Annotated in this window: 18 protein-coding genes; 17 read left to right on the top strand and 1 reads right to left on the bottom strand. The window is 49.2% G+C overall.

Annotated features, from left to right (window positions below):
* The first annotated feature begins 87 nt into the window (after nucleotides 1-87).
* The 13 genes from nirB (at nucleotide 88) to ACKPBX_RS00840 (ending at nucleotide 13,152) form a co-directional block, all read left to right on the top strand.
* Entirely contained in the window at nucleotides 88-2,511 is a 2,424-nt protein-coding gene (gene nirB, locus ACKPBX_RS00900; protein ID WP_140185715.1) for a nitrite reductase large subunit NirB, read from the top strand.
* 1 nt (nucleotide 2,512) lies between these two features.
* On the top strand, nucleotides 2,513-2,830 hold the full coding sequence (locus tag ACKPBX_RS00895) for a nitrite reductase (NAD(P)H) small subunit (RefSeq protein ID WP_119093645.1): 318 nt from the start codon (nucleotides 2,513-2,515) through the stop codon (nucleotides 2,828-2,830).
* Entirely contained in the window at nucleotides 2,827-3,798 is a 972-nt protein-coding gene (gene cobA, locus ACKPBX_RS00890) for a uroporphyrinogen-III C-methyltransferase (protein WP_319995760.1), read from the top strand. Before ACKPBX_RS00895 ends, cobA begins: the two co-directional genes overlap by 4 nt.
* On the top strand, nucleotides 3,786-4,559 hold the full coding sequence (locus ACKPBX_RS00885) for a formate/nitrite transporter family protein (protein WP_119093643.1): 774 nt from the start codon (nucleotides 3,786-3,788) through the stop codon (nucleotides 4,557-4,559). The genes cobA and ACKPBX_RS00885 overlap by 13 nt, the downstream gene beginning before the upstream one ends.
* A gap of 61 nt (nucleotides 4,560-4,620) precedes the next feature.
* Nucleotides 4,621-5,505 carry a hydroxymethylbilane synthase gene (gene hemC / locus ACKPBX_RS00880; RefSeq protein ID WP_319995759.1) on the top strand — a complete coding sequence of 295 codons (885 nt, stop codon included), beginning with the start codon at nucleotides 4,621-4,623 and terminating at the stop codon, nucleotides 5,503-5,505.
* Nucleotides 5,502-6,173, top strand: coding sequence for a uroporphyrinogen-III synthase (locus ACKPBX_RS00875; RefSeq protein ID WP_319995758.1), 672 nt, complete (start codon nucleotides 5,502-5,504; stop codon nucleotides 6,171-6,173). The genes hemC and ACKPBX_RS00875 overlap by 4 nt, the downstream gene beginning before the upstream one ends.
* 184 nt (nucleotides 6,174-6,357) lie before the next feature.
* The gene (locus tag ACKPBX_RS00870) at nucleotides 6,358-7,488 is read left to right on the top strand and encodes an AAA family ATPase (protein WP_319995757.1); all 1,131 of its coding nucleotides are present in this window, start codon (nucleotides 6,358-6,360) and stop codon (nucleotides 7,486-7,488) included.
* A gap of 186 nt (nucleotides 7,489-7,674) precedes the next feature.
* Nucleotides 7,675-8,598, top strand: coding sequence for a cysteine synthase A (gene cysK / locus ACKPBX_RS00865; RefSeq protein ID WP_319995756.1), 924 nt, complete (start codon nucleotides 7,675-7,677; stop codon nucleotides 8,596-8,598).
* A 235-nt stretch (nucleotides 8,599-8,833) separates the two neighbouring features.
* Entirely contained in the window at nucleotides 8,834-9,892 is a 1,059-nt protein-coding gene (locus ACKPBX_RS00860) for a bifunctional glycosyltransferase family 2/GtrA family protein (protein WP_319995755.1), read from the top strand.
* The gene (locus ACKPBX_RS00855) at nucleotides 9,889-10,836 is read left to right on the top strand and encodes a phosphodiester glycosidase family protein (protein WP_319995754.1); all 948 of its coding nucleotides are present in this window, start codon (nucleotides 9,889-9,891) and stop codon (nucleotides 10,834-10,836) included. Before ACKPBX_RS00860 ends, ACKPBX_RS00855 begins: the two co-directional genes overlap by 4 nt.
* Nucleotides 10,814-11,236 carry a hypothetical protein gene (locus ACKPBX_RS00850; protein WP_319995753.1) on the top strand — a complete coding sequence of 141 codons (423 nt, stop codon included), beginning with the start codon at nucleotides 10,814-10,816 and terminating at the stop codon, nucleotides 11,234-11,236. Before ACKPBX_RS00855 ends, ACKPBX_RS00850 begins: the two co-directional genes overlap by 23 nt.
* Before the next feature lie 122 nt (nucleotides 11,237-11,358).
* A complete protein-coding gene (locus ACKPBX_RS00845; RefSeq protein ID WP_319995752.1) occupies nucleotides 11,359-12,282 on the top strand; it encodes a metallophosphoesterase in 924 nt (307 codons plus the stop codon).
* Between the two features lie 171 nt (nucleotides 12,283-12,453).
* Nucleotides 12,454-13,152 carry a DNA/RNA non-specific endonuclease gene (locus ACKPBX_RS00840; protein WP_319995751.1) on the top strand — a complete coding sequence of 233 codons (699 nt, stop codon included), beginning with the start codon at nucleotides 12,454-12,456 and terminating at the stop codon, nucleotides 13,150-13,152.
* Nucleotides 13,153-13,213: 61 nt separating this feature from the next.
* Here the strand turns inward: ACKPBX_RS00840 and ACKPBX_RS00835 are convergent, their stop codons facing one another.
* Nucleotides 13,214-13,672 carry a VanZ family protein gene (locus ACKPBX_RS00835; RefSeq protein WP_319995750.1) on the bottom strand — a complete coding sequence of 153 codons (459 nt, stop codon included), beginning with the start codon at nucleotides 13,670-13,672 and terminating at the stop codon, nucleotides 13,214-13,216.
* Between the two features lie 245 nt (nucleotides 13,673-13,917).
* Between ACKPBX_RS00835 and ACKPBX_RS00830 the strand changes: the two genes are divergently transcribed.
* From ACKPBX_RS00830 to nifJ, 4 genes are all read left to right on the top strand, one after another.
* A complete protein-coding gene (locus ACKPBX_RS00830; RefSeq protein ID WP_319995749.1) occupies nucleotides 13,918-16,365 on the top strand; it encodes an AAA family ATPase in 2,448 nt (815 codons plus the stop codon).
* A 260-nt stretch (nucleotides 16,366-16,625) separates the two neighbouring features.
* On the top strand, nucleotides 16,626-19,031 hold the full coding sequence (locus tag ACKPBX_RS00825) for a GW dipeptide domain-containing protein (protein ID WP_319995748.1): 2,406 nt from the start codon (nucleotides 16,626-16,628) through the stop codon (nucleotides 19,029-19,031).
* 100 nt (nucleotides 19,032-19,131) lie between these two features.
* Nucleotides 19,132-19,926, top strand: a complete 795-nt coding sequence (locus tag ACKPBX_RS00820; RefSeq protein WP_319995747.1) for a carbon-nitrogen hydrolase family protein — start codon at nucleotides 19,132-19,134, stop codon at nucleotides 19,924-19,926.
* Nucleotides 19,927-20,160: 234 nt separating this feature from the next.
* Nucleotides 20,161-23,700 (top strand): pyruvate:ferredoxin (flavodoxin) oxidoreductase, encoded by a 3,540-nt coding sequence (gene nifJ / locus ACKPBX_RS00815; RefSeq protein WP_319995746.1) that lies wholly within the window; start codon nucleotides 20,161-20,163, stop codon nucleotides 23,698-23,700.
* The last annotated feature ends 6 nt before the right edge of the window (nucleotides 23,701-23,706 follow it).

Below are 23,706 nucleotides of genomic sequence, written 5' to 3'. Positions count from 1 at the left end.
TTAAAACATAGGCGTTTCCCTAATATTAAATGATTCACAAATCCTTTATTGTGAATTTTATAACAACGAATAGAAGAGGGTGCGCAAATGAGAGAACATTTGGTCTTGATCGGAAACGGTATGGCAGGGGTTCGTTTGGTTGAAGAAATTCTGGAAAGGGATCCGGAACGCTATGATATCACGATCATCGGGAAGGAATGCTACCCGAATTACAATCGTATCATGCTGTCCAATGTGCTACAGAATAAAATGACGGTGGATGAAATCATCACCAATCCATATACATGGTACGAAGAGAACAATATCACGTTGATCAATGAGGATCCGGCGGTCGGCGTCGATACAGCGAACAAAACCGTAACATGCGAAAAAGGGCTGAAGATCCCTTACGATAAATTGGTTTTTGCCACAGGTTCCCATCCATTCATTTTGCCGATACCCGGTTCGCAGAAACACGGCGTAGTCGCTTTCCGCACTATCGATGATACGGCTGAAATGATGGAAGCTGCAGGCAAACACAAGAAAGCTGTCGTCATCGGCGGCGGTTTGCTTGGGCTGGAAGCCGCGAAAGGCCTTCAGCTGCAGGGAATGGATGTCACCATAGTCCATTTGGCCAAATGGTTGATGGAAACGCAATTGGACGAAAGAGCAGGGAAATTGTTGCAGGGGGACCTGGAGGCACAGGGACTGAAATTCCTGCTGGAATACGCTACAACCGAAATATTGGGTGACGAGCGCGTCACCGGACTGCGCTTCAAGGACGGCACCACGATTGATACGGATCTTGTCGTCATGTCGATCGGAATCCGACCAGCTGCCGAATTGGCGCGCGAAGCCGGGCTGGAAGTAAACCGCGGGATTGTCGTGAATGACTTCATGGAAACCAATCTGCCGGAGATCTACGCAATCGGTGAATGTGTCGAGCATGACGGAAAAACCTACGGATTGGTTGCCCCCTTGTTTGAACAAGGGAAAGTATTGGCCGACGTATTGACCGGCATCGAAGCCAAACCATACCAGGGATCCAAGACGTTCACTTCCTTGAAAGTTTCCGGATGCGATCTGTATTCGGCAGGGAACATCATGGACACTGAAGGGATGCAGAGCATCGAAGCATTCGATGGCGTCAACAGAAACTACAAAAAAGTGTTCATCAAGGACAACCGCATCGAGGGGATCGTCCTCTACGGCGAAACAGCGGACGGAAACCGATACTACAACATGATGAAAAAAGGCCAGGAAATCGCTGATCTGCAATCAATCGCGATCCTGCAGGCCGCAGGTGAAGAAGCAGGAAGCGACGATGTCGTTTCTTGGGATGATGACGAGACCGTCTGCGGCTGCAACGGCGTCACGAAAGGCGACATCATCAGAGGCATCCGCGACAAAGGCTTGACAAATGTAGCTGAAGTCGGAAAAGTCACCAAAGCCGGAACCAGTTGCGGAAAATGCAAGCCGCAAGTCCAGACTTTGTTGGAACACGAGCTTGGCGAGGGCGTCACAGCTTCAACAGGCATCTGTTCCTGCACGGATTTGAACAGGGACCAAGTCATGACGCAGATCTATGCGAAGCATCTGACGACAAGTTCGGATGTATTCAGGGAACTTCACTTTTCAAATCCTGAGGGCTGCGCGAAATGCAGACCGGCAGTCAATTTCTATTTGAATGTCGCCTTCCCGACTGAACACAAAGATGAGCGCCAATCACGCTATGTGAACGAGCGCATGCATGCCAATATCCAAAAGGACGGAACGTTCTCGGTCATTCCGAGAATGAGGGGAGGCCAAACGAATCCACAACAATTGCTGCAGATTGCCAAAGTAGCCGAAAAATACAGCGTGCCATTAGTGAAAGTCACAGGCAGCCAACGGATCGGACTTTACGGTGTCAAGAAGCAGGACCTTCCGGCCATCTGGAAAGAATTGGACATGGTTTCAGCACAGGCTTATGCGAAAGCTTTCCGCTCTGTCAAAACTTGCGTAGGGAAGAACTTCTGCAGATTTGGTACCCAGGATTCGATGGGGCTTGGCATCAAGTTGGAAGAACGCTTTGAGTTCATCGACACACCGCACAAATTCAAAGTTGGCGTATCGGCTTGTCCGCGCAGCTGCGTAGAATCCGGCGTGAAGGATTTCGGCATCATCTGTGTGGAGAACGGCTATCAGATCTATATCGGCGGAAATGGCGGTACTGAAGTCAAGGAAGCGCAGTTGCTTACGACCGTGGAAACGGAAGAAGAAGTTATCGAATATTGTGGCGCTTTGCTGCAGTATTATCGCGAAACAGGCATTTATGCCGAAAGGACTGCTCCATGGGTTGAACGTCTAGGATTTGAAGCAGTCAAGCATATCCTGAGCGATGCTGCAAAACGGAAAGACTTGATTGAAGCATTGGATGTCGCAACAGCAGTGAAACGGAAAGATCCATGGCATGAAATTGTCGGCGACCGCGACATCCAAGAAAAATTGTATTCGATAGACAGAAGAGAACTTGTGACGGTGGGTGATTAAGATGACAAAAAAAATATTTTTGACCACAGCAGATGCTTTGCTTCCGCAGATTGGACGATCCGTATCGATCGGGAACCAAAAGATTGCCCTTTTCCAACTATCAGACGGCCGCATCACGGCCATCGAAGATTATTGCCCATTGACTGGCGGACCTGTCCTGGAAGGGACCGTATCAGGTGAATACCTCTACGAACCGCTGCGGGATTATAAAATATCCTTGCTTGATGGACGCATCCAGGACCCCGACGAAGGCCAATTGAAGGTATATGAGCTGTTGCTTGAAGACGGGGACATTTACCTGAAGGGCGCTTCAATATGATCCATTTCGTAGGTGCCGGACCGGGTGATCCGGAATTGATGACTGCAAAAGGTGTGCGACTGTTGCAGCACGCCGATGCGGTCATCTATGATCGGTTGGTAAATCCATTGCTGCTCTTTCATTGCAAGGAGGATTGCCTTTTCATCTATGTCGGCAAAACACCTGATCGGAAATCGATCAAGCAAACAGAAATCAATGCGAAACTGATCGAAACCGCCGCATCCCATGATTCTGTCGTACGTCTGAAAGGCGGCGATCCAGCCATCTTCGGGCGCATGACTGAAGAATTGGAGGCTTGCCAAGCGGCAGGGGTCAATTTCGACATCACGCCGGGAATCACTGCCGCCAGCGGAACAGCCAGCTACAGCGGGATTTCGCTGACTCAAAGAGGCATAGCCACTTCGGTGACTTTCACGACAGGCAGATTGATCGATAACGAGAAAAACACTTTCCAGCAATTATTGAATGGCCAGACCGTATGCCTTTATATGGGTGTGGAGGCGCTCGATCGCTTCGTGGAGGCTGCCTTGGAACAAGGGCTGAAAGCGGAAATGCCCATCCTGATAACCCAATGGGGTACATACGGAAGACAGTCGAAAATACAAGGAACGCTTGCAGACATCAGGCAAAAAATCAGCGAAACCAAAATCGAGAATCCGGCCATGATCATCCTGGGTGAAGTCGTCCACGCCGGGGAACGCTTCGATTGGTTTTCTGACTTGCCTGAAAAAGGCGACTCTAAGCTGTACGTCTCAACCCGGAAACCAGTTATGGCAGCCTTGCTTGAACAGACGCAAAAGGGCGCGGATGTCTGGTGGATGCAAGTAGGCGAAGGGCGCGACCGTCGCTTTGATGCTGTAAACATCCACTACTTGGCGGAACAGCATTTCGATACCATCATCTTTGATGATGCAGCAGCAAAAAATATATATGAAGCGGAAAAGGTGAAGCCATTATGGGAGCATTGAGCCCGAAAGAATTATTAGAAGAAGCCATTCTAAGAGGCAAACATAAAGCCGATTACAGTATCATGACGATGGCTGCATTGGGTATCATGGCCGGTGTCTTCATCGGACTGGCGGGTGTTGCCATGATCCGCACGATGGGATCGATGCCGGCTGAGTGGGGCACGCTCGTCAACTTATTGGGGGCGATGGTTTTTCCGGTCGGACTCATCTGCCTGCTGTTGGTGGGCGGTGAATTGGTGACGGGGAATATGTTGTCCGTATCACTTGCGTTGTTCGCAAAAGAAATATCCGGAAAATCATGGCTGAAGAACATGGCGGTCGTCACACTGTTCAACTTGATCGGAGCCCTTTTTGTAGCCTACTTCTTTGGATACCTGTCCGGAACGCTGCAAGGAGCGTTTATCGATAGGACGATTGCTGTCGCCAGAGGCCGTATCGACGTGGCACCCGTTCAATTGTTCTTCTCTTCGGTTGCCTGCAACATCTTGGTCTGCACGGGCGTTTACATGAACTATGCAGCCAAGGATTTCATCGGGAAAATCTTCGGCACTTTTCTGCCGATCATGGCTTTTGTGATTGCTGGTTATCAGCATGTCGTCGCAAACATGTTCTTGATTCCGGCAGGGATTTTTGCCGGTGGGGCGACTTGGGCGGAATTTATGCTGAACATCAGCATCGTCTGGATCGGAAACCTGGTAGGAGGCGGTTTCTTCATGGGCGGGCTTTATTTCATGGCATACAGAATCGGTATGCAGAAGTAAAGATATCCGTTTGATTACAAGCGAAAGTCCTCTATAATAGTGAAAGAAGGGAGGTCGCTGCATGAAGACACTAAGAGTAGGGACACGCAGCAGTGCGTTGGCCCTGAAACAAACCGAACTGGTCATTGAGGCTCTGAAAAGAGTGGATCCCGCGGTGAATGTCGAAGTGGTCGGCATCACCACAAAAGGGGACAGGCTGGTTCATGTGCCCTTGACGCAAATCGGCGGGAAAGGCGTATTCGTGAAGGAAGTTGAGGCCCAATTGTTGGACAAGACAATCGATTTTGCTGTGCACAGCCTCAAGGATGTGCCAGCCCGGTTACCGGAAGGATTGACGATCGTCGCGACACCCAAGCGGGCGAATCCGCTCGATTGCTTGATCTGGAACGACGACAAACCCTTTTCAGGGACAACAGCGCCTTTGGTGATAGGCACCAGCAGTGTGCGCCGGATCAACCAATTGAAGACTGCATTTCCTAACATGTCGTTTGTGCCGATCCGCGGCAATATCGAGACTCGTCTCCGCAAGATGAAGGAAGAAGGCTTGGACGGCATCGTCCTGGCAGCAGCCGGGCTTGAAAGGATGGACTATCTGAAGGGGCTGCATACGCTCATGCTTGAACCGGAAGTCTGTGTTCCAGCGATCGGACAAGGGATTATGGCTGTCCAATGCCGTGAGGAGGACAAGCAACTGATTGAGCTGCTTAGTGGCATCAATGATGAAGCTGCTTCATTGGCTTGTCTTACGGAGCGTTCCTTCCTGCATCGCGCCAATGGCAATTGCGACTTGCCGATAGGCGGCTATGCGCATCGATTGGATGATGGGAAATGGGAATTTTTGGCGTTCTTGGCTGGTTCCATCGACGAACCTGGAGTCACGAAACGTTACACCGGAGAAAATCCGCTGAAACTGGCGGAAACGGCAGCTGACGAATTGTTGCCATGACGAAAGCGATACTGTTGACAAGGCCGCTAGCCATGAATGCCGCAGATCAGATCCGGTTCCGTCCGCAAGGGTTCGGACGGTTTTACGAGATTCCCTTATGTGAAATCAAACAATTGCCGATTACGGAAACCATCAAAAACAAAATCAACGCGGCCGAGTGGCTTTTCTTTACGAGTCAAGCGCCTGTAGCAAGTGTCTTGGCCGTCATCGAAAAGGGCCGGCGCCCGTTGATTGCCGTGATCGGCAAGAAAACCGGAGAAGTGGTCCGATCTTGCGGATTTGAAGTGGCTTTCGTCAGCCCGCAGGAAACAAAAAAACAGTTTGTTTCCGCTTGGCAGGAAAAATTTCCAACGGGAACATCGATTTTTTACCCGAAGAGCCAGCTCGCCGATGATTATATCGAAGAACTTTTGGGGAGCGAAAACGATGTAACTGGTTCGGTTCTGTACCACAATGTCTTCCTGGAGGAACGCAAAGCGGAATTGACGGAGCTGCTCAAAATGGACGAACTGTCCGCTGTTTACTTCGCCAGCCCATCGGCGTGGAAAAGATTTCTTTCGGTCTACAACAAAACCGAAAAAAAAACGCTCGTATTCTTTGCCATCGGCGATACGACAAAAAAAGCCATCAATGACAGCGGCTACGAGGCTGTTCTGTTCCGACCATAAGCAAGCAGGCGCAAAGATCACCCCGATCTCCGCGCCTGCTTTTTTGTCGACTCAGCTCGATATACGGATACCCTACCTTGAAAAAGTCCTTCATGCTATACGATGCGGTGAGGAAGTTGTAGAATGTATATGAAAGCTATGTTAGGCACCGTAGAGAATACGTTCTGCAGAAGGGAGAATCGAGATGGGGAATCTGTACAAGGATAAATTAAGCGGCAGCCGGATCGGCATCGTTTTCGGAGCCTTCGCCCCTTGCCATATCGGACATTTGGAAGTCATCTTGGAGGCTAAGAAGGAGAATGACGGTTGCGTCGTAATCGTTTGCGGCCAGGAGGGCGATTTCGGCGAGCCTTTCGGCCTGGATGTCTACAGAAGATTCCGCTATATGCGCGAATTATTTGCGGATGATAACCAGATTTATGTCGTGATGGCAGCCGGCCAAGGCATCCCGCAAAAAGAAACCGACTGGGAGTCCTGGTTGCAAATCATCAACCTCAAGATAGCTGATTCGCTTCAGCACAGCGATGCGCAAAAAATATGGTATACCGGAAAAACAGCGCAGGCTGAGGCATTGGGAAACGAGTCCACCGATGAAGTCCATTTGGTGGACACCAGCTTGTACCCGGTCACCGGCCTGAATATCCGCAATGATGCTTTGCGCTATTTTAATGCCATCGCTTTGCCTTTCCGGCGCGCATTCACGAAAAAGGTGCTGGTTTTGGGCGCTCCGAGCGGGGGGAAAACGACGCTGGTCAAGGATTTGGCAAAACTGTATTCCTGTCCCTACAGTTTCGAATATTCACGCCAGTATCAAGAGGAATCGAATGTGAATGATTTCGAACTTGATGGCATGGATTACCAGCGGTTGGTCACCGGACAGTTCCAGCTGAATCGAGACACGATCGCGGATCCCGCCAGCCAAGGGATGGCAATATTGGACACTGATGTGATGGTCACAAAAGTCTACGCACGCCTTGGCGTTGAGGACGTGGATTATGCGATCACTCCGGAAGAATATGCAATCGTGGAACAGTCAGCCAACGCCTTCATTGCGCGCCAGTTGTGGGATTTGATCCTGGTTGTGCCACCGACTCTGAAATATGTCCACGACGGCTACCGAAATATGGAATTTTCAGAGGATTCCTTTTTGACGACTATCCATGAGATGATGCTGGAGGAAATCGCAAGAAGCGGAAACCTGGATAAAGTCGTCATGTTGGATGCAAAAGGGATCGGCGAGAAGGACGAATTCAGTTATTATGCCCGTTACAAACAAGCAAAAGAAGCAATAGATGAACTGATGGGGCATAAATAATACAATAGCGATAATTGAATCCAAGGGGTGTTCGGAAAAACCGATCACCCTTGTTCGTTTATGTCTGATTTTCACAGAGGTTTTCCCGTGTTATGCTACCTTTATCAACTAAAATCAGAGAAGGAACATCATTCTCTGATTTTGGCACATAAAATCGTACATAAGAAAATTAATGGGGGAATTAACATGGCTAAAATCGTATCGTCAGTAGCAGAGTTGATCGGAGATACACCAATCATCAAATTAAGCAAAGTCGTTCCTGAAGGCTTCGCCGATGTCTATTTGAAATTGGAGGCTTTCAATGTAGGCGGCAGCATAAAGGATCGCATCGCCTTGAATATGATCGCAACAGCTGAAGCAGAGGGAATCTTGAAGCCTGGAGACACGATCGTTGAGCCGACCAGCGGCAACACAGGCGTAGGCTTGGCGATGTTGGCGGCAGCAAAAGGTTATAAAGCCGTCTTTGTGATGCCTGATACGATGAGCATCGAGCGACGTCTTTTGCTTTCGGCGTATGGTGCCGAACTCGTATTGACGCCCGGGGCTGAAGGGATGCCTACAGCTATCGCAAAAGCTAGAGAAATTGCAGCCCAACCTGGCCATTTTCTGCCTCTGCAGTTTGAAAACCTAGCCAATCCAGCTATCCATGAAACGACAACCGGACCGGAAATCATAGCGGCTTTCGACGGTGTCGGCCCTGATGCCTTCTTATCGGCTGTAGGAACAGGCGGCACGATCACAGGGGTGGGCAGAGCCTTAAGAAAAGAAAATCCGGCTGTCGGCATTTATGCCCTGGAACCTTCTGAATCCGCAGTGTTGAGCGGCGGTCAAAAAGGACCGCATAAGATCCAGGGAATCGGTACCGGCTTCATTCCGCAGGTATTGGACACAGCAGTATTCGATGGCGTGTTCCAGGTTTCCAGTGAAGAAGCTTTCAAAATGACGCGCAGACTTGCCAAAGAGGAAGGCATTCTTGTGGGCATCTCCAGCGGTGCGGCAGTGGCAGGAGCCATCGCCTTGGCCGGTCAACTCGGTGCAGGCAAGTCGATAGTGACCATTGCACCGGATAATGGCGAAAGATACCTTTCCACACCAGTGTTTCAGAATTAATCAATACCGAGTAATGATAGTGCCCCAACCACAGCAGGAGCGGTTCCTGTGGTTGGGGCACTTTTTTTGCGCGCCAGAATTGATGGCGGCTTTTATTTGTGTATGTTTCGCTACTTTTTTTCCGCAACTATTCGTATGGATTTCGAGGAAATGAGGGGGTGCGTTCTTTTAAAATGGAATCAGCACCAGAAAAGGAGCAACGGTTGGCCGTACTGAAAAATTAGGAGGCGTCAATATGAATCCAGTCGTAATCATTCCAGCTCTTAAGCCTGACGAAAAGTTGATTTTATTGGTTGAAGAGCTACAGAAAAAGGATCTGCACACTATCGTGGTGGACGATGGCAGCGGTGCGGAATATGCAGCAATTTTCGAACTTTTGAAAAGCAAATACGCATGCGATGTCTGCACGCATCCCAGCAATTGCGGAAAAGGACGGGCCTTGAAGACGGGCATCAGATTTCTTTTGGACAAGTATCCGGACAGCACTGGTTTTGTGACGGCGGATGCAGATGGGCAACACGCGGTCGCAAACATCGGGGAAATCGCCGGCGCGCTGGGCGGAAATCCGCATGCACTTGTGTTGGGCGTACGGAATTTCAAGGAGCAGGGCATTCCCTTCCGCAGCCGCTTCGGCAACAAAATGACTTCTTCGATTATCCGCGCTGCAACAGGTATCCGTTGCCAAGATACCCAGACCGGACTGCGGGGCGTTCCGATGAAGTACGCGGATCTGTGCCTCGGACTGACAGGGGAAAGATATGAGTATGAGATGAATATGCTCATGACATTTGCGGAAAATAAAATCCCTTTCAATCAAGTGCCGATCGAGACCATCTACATCGAGAATAATCGTGCCTCGCATTTTAACCCAATCAAGGACTCAGTCCGCATCTATTGGAATATCCTGAAATACAGTCTGTCTTCAGCGCTGTCTTCAGTAGTGGATCTCTCTTTGTTCGGAGTGTTCAGCACCTACCTGTTCCCATCCATGACAGCAAAAATAGGCCTGGCGACCTTGGTGGCCAGGTGCATATCCGGAGCCGTTAATTTTATGCTGAATAAGCATTGGGTATTCCAAAACTCTCTGACATTGGGAAGCCAAGAAATCAAATACGGCATCCTCTTCATCACGCAGTTGTTTTTGAGCGGACTGTTGGTGGAGCTTCTGAGCGGATTGCCGATCCCGTTGATTATACTAAAGGCATTGGTTGATGCATCGCTGTTTTTTGCCAGTTATGCTATCCAAAAAAAATACGTATTCAATACGGTCAAGAAGGGACATACCATTTTATGAAACAATTTTTTTCGAAGCCTTATCGTTGGGCTCTCATCTACTCGAGCCTGTTGAGTGCAGCTGCTGCATTCGTCCTGTTGGATGCCTTCGTCATCCCAAAGTCGCTGTCTGCCGTAGCCGCTACAGAGACAACGACCAGCACAGTCAGTGAGGAGACGGAGACGGATGAGTCCGAATCCGTAAGTGAACAAACGATCACCGAGGCCATGGTCACCGAAACTTCCTACGAAGATGAAAACATCAAAATAGCCATCGAGACGGGACGGAGCAACAATACTACCTATTATGCGGTGGATATCCAAGTTTCCGATGCTTCCTTTCTGAAAACCGCTTTGGCGCAGGACACCTACGGCAGGAACATCAAAGCTGTCACTTCAAGCATTGCTGTCAGCCATGAAGCGATTTTGGCCATCAACGGTGATTTTTATGGCTTCCGGGATGCCGGTTATGTCCTCAGGAATGGAACGCTCTACCGCGATACAGCGAGGGAAACCGAGGATGCGGAGGCGTTGGTCATCGACAAAGAGGGCGACTTCTCGATCATTTCCGAAAATGAAACGAGCCTGTCCTCTTTGGACACAACAAACATTGCGCAAATCATTTCTTTCGGTCCTTCCTTGATTGAAGATGGTGAAATTAGCGTGGATGCTTCAAGCGAAGTATCCCAATCGATGACCAGCAATCCGCGGACTGCCATTGGCCAAATCTCGCCGTTGCACTACATCATCATCGTATCGGATGGCCGGACCGAAGAAAGTGAAGGCATTTCTTTGCTTCAGTTGGCGGAAGAAATGCAGAGCAGAGGGGCAGTCACGGCCTACAATTTGGATGGCGGCGGTTCATCGACACTTTATTTCAACGGCGAGATCATCAATAATCCTACAAACGGCAACAGTACAGAGGAAAGGGAGGTGAGCGACATTGTCTATTTTGGATATGAATAACAAATTTTCGGCATCAAAGAAAACGAGCATCACCTATCTCATTTTGACGGTTGTCACGGTCATCATCGAAAAGATTTACAGGCTGTTCGGCCACGGCGTCACATCACCGGCAATGACTTGGATGTTCTTTTACCCTTTAGCAGGGGGCCTGCTCATTTATCTCGTAAGCCGCACAAAGATTGGTATCGTCGATGCTGAGCGGTTCCGCAGTTTTTCCAACCTCTACCATTCGGGGATCGCCACGCTCGCAGTCGCCAGTTTCCTGAAGGGGGTTCTGGAAATAGCCGGTACTGATTCAGTCTATCTACCTTATTTTTACATCGTTGGCTTCGGAATGGTCATCTTCGGCATCCTGCCGCTGCTGTCGGGGGCATCAAAGGGAGCATCCGAACCTAACTGAGTTGCAGAACTGGATTAGAGATTTCAGTGTACTCGCTGCTCCGCATCACTCTAAATAGTGGCGCTTCCGGCCTTGGAGAACTATAATATAGGTAATGGATTCAGTGAGATGAGGTGTAGTGCATGTTTACGGATAAACGACTGACAGAAGCCTACGAAAAAGCGAGGGTCGAATACATCGACGATACATCCAATTATGTTTTTTTGAGTGACTGTCACAGAGGCGATGGGAGCTTATCAGATGAATTCGCAAGGAACAAAAATATTTTTTTGTATGCGATGGAATACTATTATAAGAATGAGTTCATATACGTTGAAAACGGGGACGGTGATGAACTGTGGGAACACCACGAATTCAAGCACATCAAAAATGCCCATCCGGAAGTATTCGCTATCCTGAAACGTTTCTATGACGAAAAACGTCTTATCATGATTTACGGGAACCACAATATCTATCTGAAAAATCAATGGTATGTGGAACGAAATTACTTCCGGAACTATGATGAGTATACCGAGTTCTTCTATGATTTCCTCCCTGGGATCCGACCAATCGAAGCATTGGTTTTGAAGGACCGGAATACGAAACAGGAAATATTCGTCGTCCACGGCATGCAGGGCGATATGCCTAACGATCAACTCTGGTACCCGACGATGCTTTCCCTGAAGTATTTTTGGCGGTTCCTGCACGCATTCGGCGTCAAGAGCCCGACAAGTCCCGTGAAAAATATGAACAAACGGCATAAAATCGAAAAAAACTACGTGAAGTGGATCCAGAAGCATGAAAAAATGCTGATCTGCGGCCATACGCACCGCTTCAAATATCCGAAGACCAAAGATTTGCCTTACTTCAATTCGGGTTGCTGCATCTATCCAACAAGCATCACTGCCATCGAGATCACCGGTGGCCAGATCCAATTGGTCAGATGGAAAACGCGCGTGAATGAGGACGGCCTGCTCCAGATCAAACGGGAAGTCATGCGCGGGCCGGATCCGATCGAAAAATTCGATATCCGGGCGAGTGTCAAAAATGGACCTGCCACTGAATAATCTTGCCTTACCTACTCTTCTTGTAATTTAAGAAGAGTTTTTTTGTTCCCAAAATAAAAGCTGCTATGCTGAAGGGAACTGGTTCGATTGTTAACGGAAATCAGTTTGCACTCCCAATGATTGACTGATAAAATGAAGGAATGCTTTCAATTATTAACAGTGGGGGAAGAAATGGCAAAAAGAAAAACTTCAGGCAAGCACAAATTGTTGCGGCTGTTGGTATTGCTTACATGGTTTTGCATCCTTACCTGGATCGAGATACATGAAGGAGTCGATCCGACTTCAAACCAGGACAGTACAACCACTACTTCAGTAATCCTGTCCACGGATGATGTGCCTCAATATACAGGTGCGGATACAATCGAAATAAATGGTGGAAAGAGTACCTTTGATGATTCAGAATTGCACTTTGAAGGCGAAGGCTGGATCAGTTACGGTGATTTGGATGAGCTAAACCGCGTCACGACAATGGACGCCATGATTACGCCGGACATGTACCAGACGGGGACCGATGCAGACAGCAGCATCCTGCCGACTGGCTGGTCGAAGAGCAATCAGAATGATTCGAATCCCAAACAGCTGAACCGCGGGCATCTGCTGGCGGATGTGCTCGGCGGAAGCGGCGAGGATTGGCGCAATCTGGTGACTTTATACCGCAACGCGAACTATCCGGCCATGTATTTCGCCTCAGAGTTCGTTGTCAGTGAAGCGATCCAATCAGGCACAACAGTCCGCTATCGCGTAACACCTCTCTTCAAAGATGATGAATTGATCTGCGAAGGGCTGCACATCATGGCAAAAAGTGTCGGAGACGATTCTGTCGATCTGAACGTCTATGTCTTCAATGAGCCCAAAGACGCTGTCGATTAGCTCAGCGACTTGGCTTTTCCATAATTTTAAAACAGGCACCATCAAATAGATGGATGCCTGTTTATTTTTTGCAGAAGATCCGATTTTGCCTTTCCAGCATGCTCTGCTTCCATTCAAAAAGGATGATGCCGGTCAATCCTCCTGCGGTATCGATCAATACATCGGAAAATGCAGGACCTCTTCCCGGAATGAAGGATTGATGGAACTCGTCCGAGGAGGCGTACAGAAATACGAACAGCAACGCATACAAAGCTGATCTTCCCGATGATCCCCGCCCTTTCCGAGTACGCAAAAACAGGATAGCCAAAATCAAATATTCGGTGAAATGGCCTGCCTTACGCACTAAGTAACTGAGTACACCTTGAACGGAACTGCCGGGGCCAATCCCAAATAATTTCAGCAATTCCAAAAGGATTCCGCTTGTTTCGGATGAATCCTGACCATTTTGGTGCGACAGCAGAAAAATGACGCCCATCCATAGGTACAAAGCCGTTGATTTGGTGTTAAAAGTAAAACGCATGATGTATGTTTCCCTCCGTCCTATTAAATCAGTATAGCGCAGCAAGCCATGACTGAAAAGTGGATACTGACAATTTTAGCGTAATAATAACTTATGTAACTATAAAATTGAAAATGGATAAAATTCCACATCTCAGCAAAATTGTTATACAATAGAACTGAAGTATGATAGCGCTTACGTTTTGCGTCCGGAGATAGTTTTTGCCGGCGCAACCCGCGCAATCCATCAGTAAAGGAGTCCTTTGCATGTCACCTGAAGAAAAATACCGTATTCCTGTCGAGAAGCTGCGCTGGAGTTATCTGCATACCGGTGAACTGAATTTTTGCGAATCATCCAGGGAGGTCCCTCCCTTGCAGGGCATCATCGGTCAGGACCGGGCTGTGAAATCGATGGATTTCGGGCTGGGAATGGCGGTACCCGGCTACAATATTTTCGTTTCCGGACCACCTGGAACCGGAAAGAGCACCTACGTCCAAACGGTAGTATCCAGATTGGCCGAGCAAGGCAATACACCTGATGATTGGTGCTATATCTATAATTTTGCCGATCGGGATAAACCGATTGCGGTGTCTCTGCCTGCAGGGGAAGGCAAAGTATTCCGCAATGATATGACCGAATTCGTAGAGGACATGCGCAGCCTCATTCCGAAAACGTTCGAGAGCAGTGATTATGACCAACAGAAAGGCACCATCATCCAAGTGGTCCAGGAAAAGGTGGATGCTATTTTCCGGAGCATCGAACAGGAAGCTCTCAAAGCGGGATTCATCGTCAGACAAGCGCCTGGCCGCGTGGCTTTGATACCGATCAAGGATGGCAAGCAGCTTTCCCCGGAAGAATACAAAGCCCTTTCGGCGGAAGAACGCAAAATCATTGATGAAAATACCTACAAGCTTGAAAAAAGGCTGGATGAAATCATCCGCGGTTCCCGCGCACTCGAAAAAGAGGCCGACAAACAGCTCAAGGAATTGGACAGGCAGATCACCCAATTTGCGACGGAGCCTCCCATCGCCAGATTAAAAGAAAAGTACGCTTATTCAGAAAAGATCTTGGATTACCTTGACAAAGTACTGACGGACATCACTGAAAACAACCTTATTTTCCGGTTGGCTGATGCACCACAAGCGCAAAATCCTTTCCAGCTGTCGGAAAACGATGGTGACCCCTTCATAAAATACAAAGTCAATCTCTTTGTGAATAATGAAAACAGCAAAGGTGCCCCAGCGATCATCGAACCTTTTACAAACTATTACAATATCTTCGGGAAAATCGAATACAAAAACCAATTCATGTACACGACGACTGACTTCACAATGGTGAAAGCCGGCGCCATCCACCAGGCAAACGGCGGGTATTTGGTGCTGCAGGCTAAAGATGTCCTGTTCGATCCGTTCATGTGGGATGCCCTGAAAAAAGTACTGAAACATCAACAAGCACTGATCGAAAACATCGGTGAACAATATCGCTACGTGCCGACCCTGACGCTTAAACCGGAAACCATCCCCTTAAACGTCAAAATCATTCTGATCGGGAGCCCGATATTCTACAAAGTATTGACCTATGATGAAGATTTCAGGAAGCTATTCAAAGTAAAAGTCGATTTCGATATCAGTATGGAACGCAATGCAGAGAACATCAGGAAATATGTCTCATTCATCAGTTCGATCTGCGAAGAATCGGGAATTCTCCATTTCGACCGCAGCGGCTTAGGGAAAGTAATTGAATACGGATCACGGCTTGCGGGCAACCAGACCAAATTGTCCACCCAATTCAACGAAATTACGGAGATTGTCCATGAATCCAGCGCCATCGCCAATTACGAAGGTGCACCGATCGTTTCCGATACTCACGTGAAAAAAGCGTTGGCTGACAGGAAATACAGGGCCAATATGATTGAAGAAAAATTCCAGGAAATGTTATTGAAGGACAAAATCATGATCGATATTCAGGATTCGGTCGTGGGCCAAGTGAACGGCCTATCGGTCATTCAGACAGAGGAATACGCTTTTGGTCATCCGACGCGGATCACAGCCCGTACCTACATTGGTTCCAATGGTGTGACAAACATTGAGCGCGAAACCAAAATGAGCGGGAGCAGCCATTCAAAAGGGGTATTGACGTTGGCTGGCTATTTGGGGGGACAGTTTGCACAGGAAAAACCGTTGGCAGTAAGCGCCCAATTGACTTTTGAACAGAATTACGGCGGTGTCGATGGTGACAGTGCCTCCAGTGCAGAACTGTACGCGCTCCTATCAAGCCTTGCTGATGTGCCGCTGAAGCAAAATTTCGCTGTCACTGGTTCCATTAATCAGAAGGGTGAAATCCAGCCGATCGGCGGAGCCACCGAAAAAATCGAAAGCTTTTTTGATCTTTGTGAGGCTAAGGGCTTGAGCGGAGAACAGGGGGTCATCATTCCGGAACAGAATGTGGACGACCTCATGCTTAAGGAAGAAATCATCGCGGCTGTGAAGGAAGCTAAATTCCATATCTATTCCGTCAAAACAGTTGCGGATGGGATCGAGATATTGACCGGATTGAATTGCGGAAACCGTGAGCCAGACGGAAATTACACGGAAGGCAGTGTCTTCCGTAAAGTCCAGCAGAAGTTGGAAAAATACAACAAGAGCTTCGAAGCTGCACAAAATGCCAATGACCCTCACAGTAGGTACAGCAGTGACGACTACGATCCAGAATGATGCAGCCCTGCCAAAATGTACGCAACTACCTTAACGGAAAGGAAGAGTTGAGCAGGGACCCAAGCGGTTTCAGCTCGGCTCTTTTTGCCAATGGACCAATTTTCAAACATACGAAATAAATTAAAATAAAATATATTGATTATATAAAAATATATTGATATAATGAAAATATGAAGTGGGTACACGAGTCACTTTCATCACATACTTTGCATAATAACTAAGAGAACCTGATAATAATTGAACAGATTGGTGGGTTAGTCATGAAAAAAATGCGTAAAGTCAAATCTCAATGGTGTGCTGTTATGGTATGCGGTCTGTCCACAGCCGCGCTAATGATGGCACCGGCACCCTCAGTTTTTGCGGAAACTGCTGCAGAGAATGAAAGTAGCACCATCGGGAGCGAGTCGTCCCAAACAGAAACACCGGATATGCTTGAGCAATCATCCATCCTCTATGAGGATACAGACAAAGCAGCGGATGTTCCGCCAGAGGAGGCGGTGACTGGAACACCGGATCTTTCAGAGATTGCGCCTTCGGAAACCTCATCGGAAGAACCTGAAGCAGTGGTGCCTGCAAGCAACGAGGGTATCCCTCCGGTGACCGGATCGATACCAGCTGTCACCGAAGCCGAACCTCAACCAAGCACTGCCACTCCGCTTGATTCTGCCCCCGCAGTGGAAATTACTGCAGCGGATGTTCCAACACTACCCGAAGTGAAGGAAAGCTCTTCGGATGTTGCCGTTTCCTACAAAGCTGTCATTGCCAAAGGAGACTTTACGCTCGACAGTCTGCCTTGGGGCTATACCGGCTATGCTTTCCGCTACATGACGAACGATTTTGTGGGTCAAAAAATCGAGGTGATCAGAGAATCGCAGAACGGTCTTTACGCATTGGCAGTGCTGAACGGAGAAAAGTTGGGTTGGGTAGACAAGCGCGCCTTATCCGATATTGTCATCATACCTAAGGTACAAGACCTTGCTTCAGCGATTGCGGTTGATTACACTGCACGCATCAGCGGGAAAGATTTTTCAATCGATACTCTTCCTTGGGGGTACGCTGGCTACATGTACATGGGAACGAGCACAGCTTATTTGGATCAGAAAATAAAGGCTGAAAAAGAAACCGCAAATGGTCAGTACGTGCTGATTTCCCTCAATGGAGAAAAGTTGGGTTGGATCGACAAGCGTGCTCTGTCGGACATCTACAGTCAACCCAAAGTGCAAGATATTACCTCAGCGTTGACGGTGGACTATGCTGCCCGAATCGGAGCAGCCGGCTTTTCCATAGACAGTTTACCTTGGGGCTATGCCGGATATGCTCAAATGACAACAAGTTCGGCTTACTTGAATCAAAGCGTACAAGCAGTCAAGGAGACCGCCAACGGCCTCTTTGCGCTGATCACACAGAACGGCAACAGATTGGGCTGGATCGATAAACGGGCACTGACCGACATCTATGTCGAACCCAAAGTACAGGAGCTGGCAACGGGTATACCAGTGGATTATAAAGCAACTATCGCAGCAGCTGGCTTTTCTATCGATAGCTTGCCTTGGGGATATTCCGGATACGGGCAAATCGACACGACCAGCAACCATACTGGAGAGCGCATCCAAGCTGTCCAAGAATCGCCGAACGGCCTTTATGTTTTGATTTCTTCCAACGGGGCCCGATTGGGATGGGTTGATAAGCGGGCACTTACCGATATCGTGGTTCCGGCAAAAATCCAGGATGTAGCCTCTGCGGTCGTAGTTGCATACACGGCAGCCGTCACTTCACCGGGCTATTCGATAGACAGTCTGCCATGGGGTTACGCCGGCTATCAACTGATGGCCACTTCAACCGACTACCTGGAGCAGCGAGTTGAGGCTGTGAAAGAGACAGCAAACGGAGCGTATGTGCTGCTTTCACTGAACGGAAAAAAATTGGGTTGGATCGATAAAAAGGCATTGGGGGATTTCAATAACCGATCCCAGGCACAGAATATTTCCGGTGGAACCGTCGTGAACTATTCACCGACAATCGCGAAAGCCGGTTTTTCGGTCGACACGTTGCCTTGGGGCTATGCCGGTTACCAGTGGCGGACAAACACGGACAGTTATGTCGGACAAAAGGTCGATGCCATCAAGGAATCAGCGGATGGTCATTATGTCCTCATTTCCCTGAACGGCACCTACATCGGATGGGTGGACAAAGCCGCACTATCGGGATTGCCGACTTATGCTAAAGGTCCGGATTGGACAGTGATCAACGGGTATTTCCGCAGCAACTCGGGAGTCACTTACTACATCGGCAACAGCTACATCATCGTCAGCTTGAGCCACCAAAGCGTCTGGGCCTATAAAGGTGAGACGATGCTCGTTTCTGCTCCAGTCATCACTGGAAAACCATCGGCGAATAACGCCACACCGCGAGGTTTGTTCTACATCCAGCCATTTAAACAATCCCCATCTGTTCTGATCGGTGAGGACTATGCTTCGCCCGTAAGCTTCTGGATACCGTTTGTTGGCAACATGGTCGGCTTGCACGATTCGCCTTGGCAGACGCATGGCTATGGTGGCGATATCTACCTCTACTACGGTTCGCACGGTTGCGTCAACACACCGTATGAAGCGGTCCGGACCTTGTATTACAGTTATCCAGTCGGCACTCCGGTTGTAGTCTATTAAAATTGAGAAGCAGGGACGGCCACACTCAGGCGTCCCTGCTTTTTGTGACACTTAGGCAGTAAAACGTTATACTGATAAAAACGAATAGGAAGGTGATGGGATGAAAATAGCCTTGCTCCAGATGATGGTCACAGCGGATAAGGAAGCGAATCTAAAACGGGCAGAGGAATTGGTCAAGAGAGCGGCACATGGTGGAGCGGATCTGGCGGTGCTCCCGGAAATGTTCAATTGTCCTTATGATAACGCCTATTTCAGAGAATACGCTGAGCCGAAAGGCGGGGAAACCTACAGAAGGCTCTCGGAGATGGCGAAAGAAAATGCCATCTATGTGGTCGGCGGATCGATTCCCCAGATCAAGGAAAATAAAATATACAATACAAGCTATACGTTCGATCGCCAAGGAAAAGAGATCCATGACTACAGCAAAACCCATTTATTCGATATCCAAGTCGACGGCGGACAAGCGTTCAGAGAATCAGATACGCTGACGCCAGGGGACGGAATGGGCGTGTTTCAGACCGAATTCGGCCTCTTCGGCTTGGGCATCTGCTTTGACGTCCGATTCCAAAGCGACTGGGAGCTGCTTCAAAAACAAGGAGCCCTCGTCTGCATTGTGCCTGGTGCGTTCAATATGACGACCGGACCTGCTCATTGGGAATTGCTGTTCCGAGGGCGAGCAGTCGACAACCAACTCTTCATGGTGGGGGTCAGTCCTGCCCGCGATCTCGCTTTCAGTTACCATGCTTACGGCCATTCGCTTGTTGCGGATCCATGGGGAAGCGTCCTGACCCAACTTGGTTTTGAGGAAGAAGTGGCGGTTGTGACAGTGGATCTCGATCGTGTCGCCTCCGTCAGAAGGCAAATTCCTATCCTCACTCCGCCAGTTAAGGAGTGAAATGTTTTTTGCGACTATTCAAAATGAAATGGCTAATAATAGCATTAAGAACTTTTAAGCTTTTGGAAATTCAGGAATAAACGCCTTTCTTTGTGTACCGGAGCACTTACTTTTTTGCTATAATGAAATCACACGAATGCACCAGCTCGTCATTTTCTGCGACTCTTGGTCGAAAAACATCAGAAAAATAACCCGCTGTATGTGAACTATACGATTTGAGAGAAGGAATCCTTTATGTCCAACGAGAAAATGTATATGACTGTCGATGGCAATACGGCCGCAGCCTATACATCTTACGCTTTTACAGAAATTTCAGGGATTTATCCCATTACACCCTCTTCACCAATGGCAGATGCTGTCGATCATTGGGCGCAGGAGGGCCGCAAGAACATCTTTGGCCAAACCGTGAAAGTGACCCAGATGCAATCCGAGGCCGGAGCAGCAGGAACTGTTCACGGCGCGCTGCAAGCTGGCGCTTTGGCGTGTTCCTACACATCATCGCAGGGATTGTTGCTGATGATACCCGACCTATACAAAATGGCCGGGCAACTGTTGCCATCCGTCATCCATGTTGCCGCACGTGCGGTGGGGGGCCACGCGCTTTCCATCTTCGGCGACCACTCCGACGTGATGGCCTGCAGGCAAACGGGCTATGCTATGTTGGCATCCTCCAGCGTACAGGAAACGACCGACTTGGCAGCTGTTGCCCATTTGGCGGCAATCAAGGGACGCGTGCCGTTCTTGCATTTCTTCGACGGCTTCCGGACTTCGCATGAAATCCAAAAAATCGAGGTCCAAGCGTATGACGACCTCGCGGAAATGCTGGACCAGGATGCTTTGAAAGCTTTCCGTGACCGCAGCCTCAGCCCGAACCACCCGACATTGCGGGGAACGGCTCAGAATCCCGACGTCTTTTTCCAGACCAAAGAAGCCGCGAACAGATATTACGATGCTGTTCCGGAAATTGTCGAAGGATATATGGGAAAAATGAACCAGTTGACCGGCCGGGATTACCGCCTGTTCAATTATTACGGTGATGCGGATGCCGAGCGGGTCATCATCTGCATGGGCTCCGTGTATGAAACAGCCTGCGAGACGGCGGATTACCTGAATCGTTTAGGGGAAAAAGTAGGTGTCCTCAATGTGCATCTTTATCGTCCATTCAGCGTCAGTCACTTTTTGAAGGCTTTACCGGACTCCGTAAAACGGATCGCGGTACTTGACCGCACGAAAGAAGCCGGCTCCATCGGCGAACCGCTCTTTTTGGATGTCGTGGCTGCCTTCAACAATCGCCTTGATCGTCCGATGATCATCGGTGGCCGTTATGGCTTGGGTTCGAAGGACACAACACCGGAGCAACTGTTTGCAGTTTATAAAAACCTGAAAAAAGAGGAACCGAAACATCCCTTCACGATCGGCATCAATGATGACGTCACTCACCTTTCGCTTGCGATCGATGAACAGATCGACGTCCGTCAGGTAGGCACGTTTGAGGCACAATTCTGGGGATTCGGTTCTGACGGGACAGTCGGAGCCAACAAAAATTCGATCAAAATCATCGGAGATCACACCGATATGCACGTACAGGCTTATTTTTCCTACGATTCGAAAAAATCGGGCGGGGTCACCATTTCCGACCTGCGCTTCGGCAAAGAGCCGATCCATGAGCCATATCTGATCGAAAAGGCTGATTTCGTGGCTTGCCACAACCATGCCTACGTCAAAAAATACGACATGCTGAAGAACCTGAAGCCAGGCGGCGCTTTCCTGCTGAATACCAATTGGCGGGCCGAGGATCTCGAAATGCGTTTGCCCGCCAAAATGAAACGGTACATCGCCCAAAACGAAATCGCCTTCTATACGATCGACGCCATCAACCTCGCCAAGGAATTCGGGCTGGGCGGGCGGATCAACACGATCTGTCAAGCGGCCTTCTTCAAAATTCTGCCGGTCATACCCGCTGAAGAGGCGATGCAGTACATGAAGGAAGCGGCCCGCAAATCATACGGGCATAAAGGCGAAGCGATCATTTCCATGAACGAGAAAGCAATCGATGCCGGTATGGAAGCTGTCCAAAAAATCAGCATCCCGGATAGCTGGAAGGATGCGCAGGATGAGCCGGAAGTATTGAATGACCAACCGGATTTTGTCCGGAACATCGCCAGCATGATGGAGCGGATGGAAGGCAACCAATTGCCTGTCAGCGCCTTTTTGGACCGGGCTGACGGTACTTTCCCGCAAGGGACGACGCAATACGAGAAACGCGAAATCGCCGTCCAGATCCCGATCTGGAATCCTGAGGAATGCATCCAGTGCAATCAATGCTCATTCGTTTGTCCGCATGCCGCCATCCGACCATTCCTGGCCACCGAGGACGAGGCAGCCAATGCCCCTGAAGGTGTGGAATTCCTGGATGGGATGCGCCCATACAAAGACTACAAATACCGGATCCAAGTGTCCGCTGCCGACTGCACAGGCTGCGGCATCTGCGTCTTGACCTGTCCGGCGCGCAAAAAAGCGATCGAGATGAAAAACCGCGAGGACCATCTCGAGGAAAATAATAACTGGGATTACATGATCCGTCTGCCGCACAAGGAAAATCCTGTCGGCATCAACACGGTGAAAGGCAGCCAATTCGAAAAACCGTTGTTCGAATTTTCAGGTGCCTGCGCCGGCTGCGGCGAAACACCATACATCAAATTGGTCACCCAAGTGGTTGGCGATCGCATGCAGATCGCGAATGCGACAGGCTGCTCATCCATCTATGGCGGCTCGGCACCTTCCACACCGTATACGACAAATGAAGCAGGCTGCGGACCATCATGGGCAAATTCCTTATTGGAGGATAATGCGGAATTCGGCCTGGGGATGCACCACGCGACGAAACAACTGCGTCAACGGACACTGGAATTGACAGGAGAACTCTTGAACCTGCAGATCGACGATTCGCTCAGATCGGCCGCTACAGCCTGGACTGAGGGATTCAACGACAAAAACAGCGCCCGCAAATTAGCCGAAGCGTACATCCAGGCTTTGGAAACTGCGGACACAACGGATCAGAAAACCCAACAGCTGATCAACGATTTGGTCGGCTATAAAGACTATCTGATGAAGCGATCCACTTGGATGATCGGCGGAGATGGCTGGGCATATGACATCGGCTTCGGCGGTATCGACCATGTTCTCGCAAGCGGGGAAGATGTGAATATCCTCGTGCTTGATACGGAAGTCTATTCCAATACAGGCGGACAGGTTTCGAAATCATCCAACCTAGGCGCCATCGCCGAGTTCGCTTCCGGCGGCAAACCAGTCCGCAAGAAAGACTTGGGCATGATGATGATGAACTATGGCTACGTCTATGTCGCCCAGATTGCGATGGGCGCGAATCCGCGCCATACCCTGAAAGTCATCTCCGAGGCGGAAGCCTACGATGGTCCTTCGATCGTCATCGCCTACTCGCCATGCATCAGCCACGGCATCAAGTGCGGGTTGACCGTATCGCAGGAACACGAAAAAGATGCTGTGGATGTCGGTTATTGGCATCTTTACCGCTTCCACCCGGAAAACAAACTGAAAGGGAAAAACCCATTCAAGTTGGATTCTAAGGAACCGCAATTTGAACGTTTCCAGGATTTCCTGATGGAAGAGGTCCGCTATTCTTCACTGTATAACCAGTATGATGCTGAGCATGTACAGGCGATTTTTGACGAAAGCCTCCTTGCTGCAAAAGACCGTTATCAGTCCTATGCACGCTTGGAATCGTATACTGACTAGCTTTAA

This window comes from Trichococcus shcherbakoviae (assembly GCF_963666195.1).
GTDB classification, from domain to species: domain Bacteria; phylum Bacillota; class Bacilli; order Lactobacillales; family Aerococcaceae; genus Trichococcus; species Trichococcus shcherbakoviae.
Note: the sequence above shows the minus strand (reverse complement) of the source record. Positions and strands in the feature narration are given on the sequence as shown.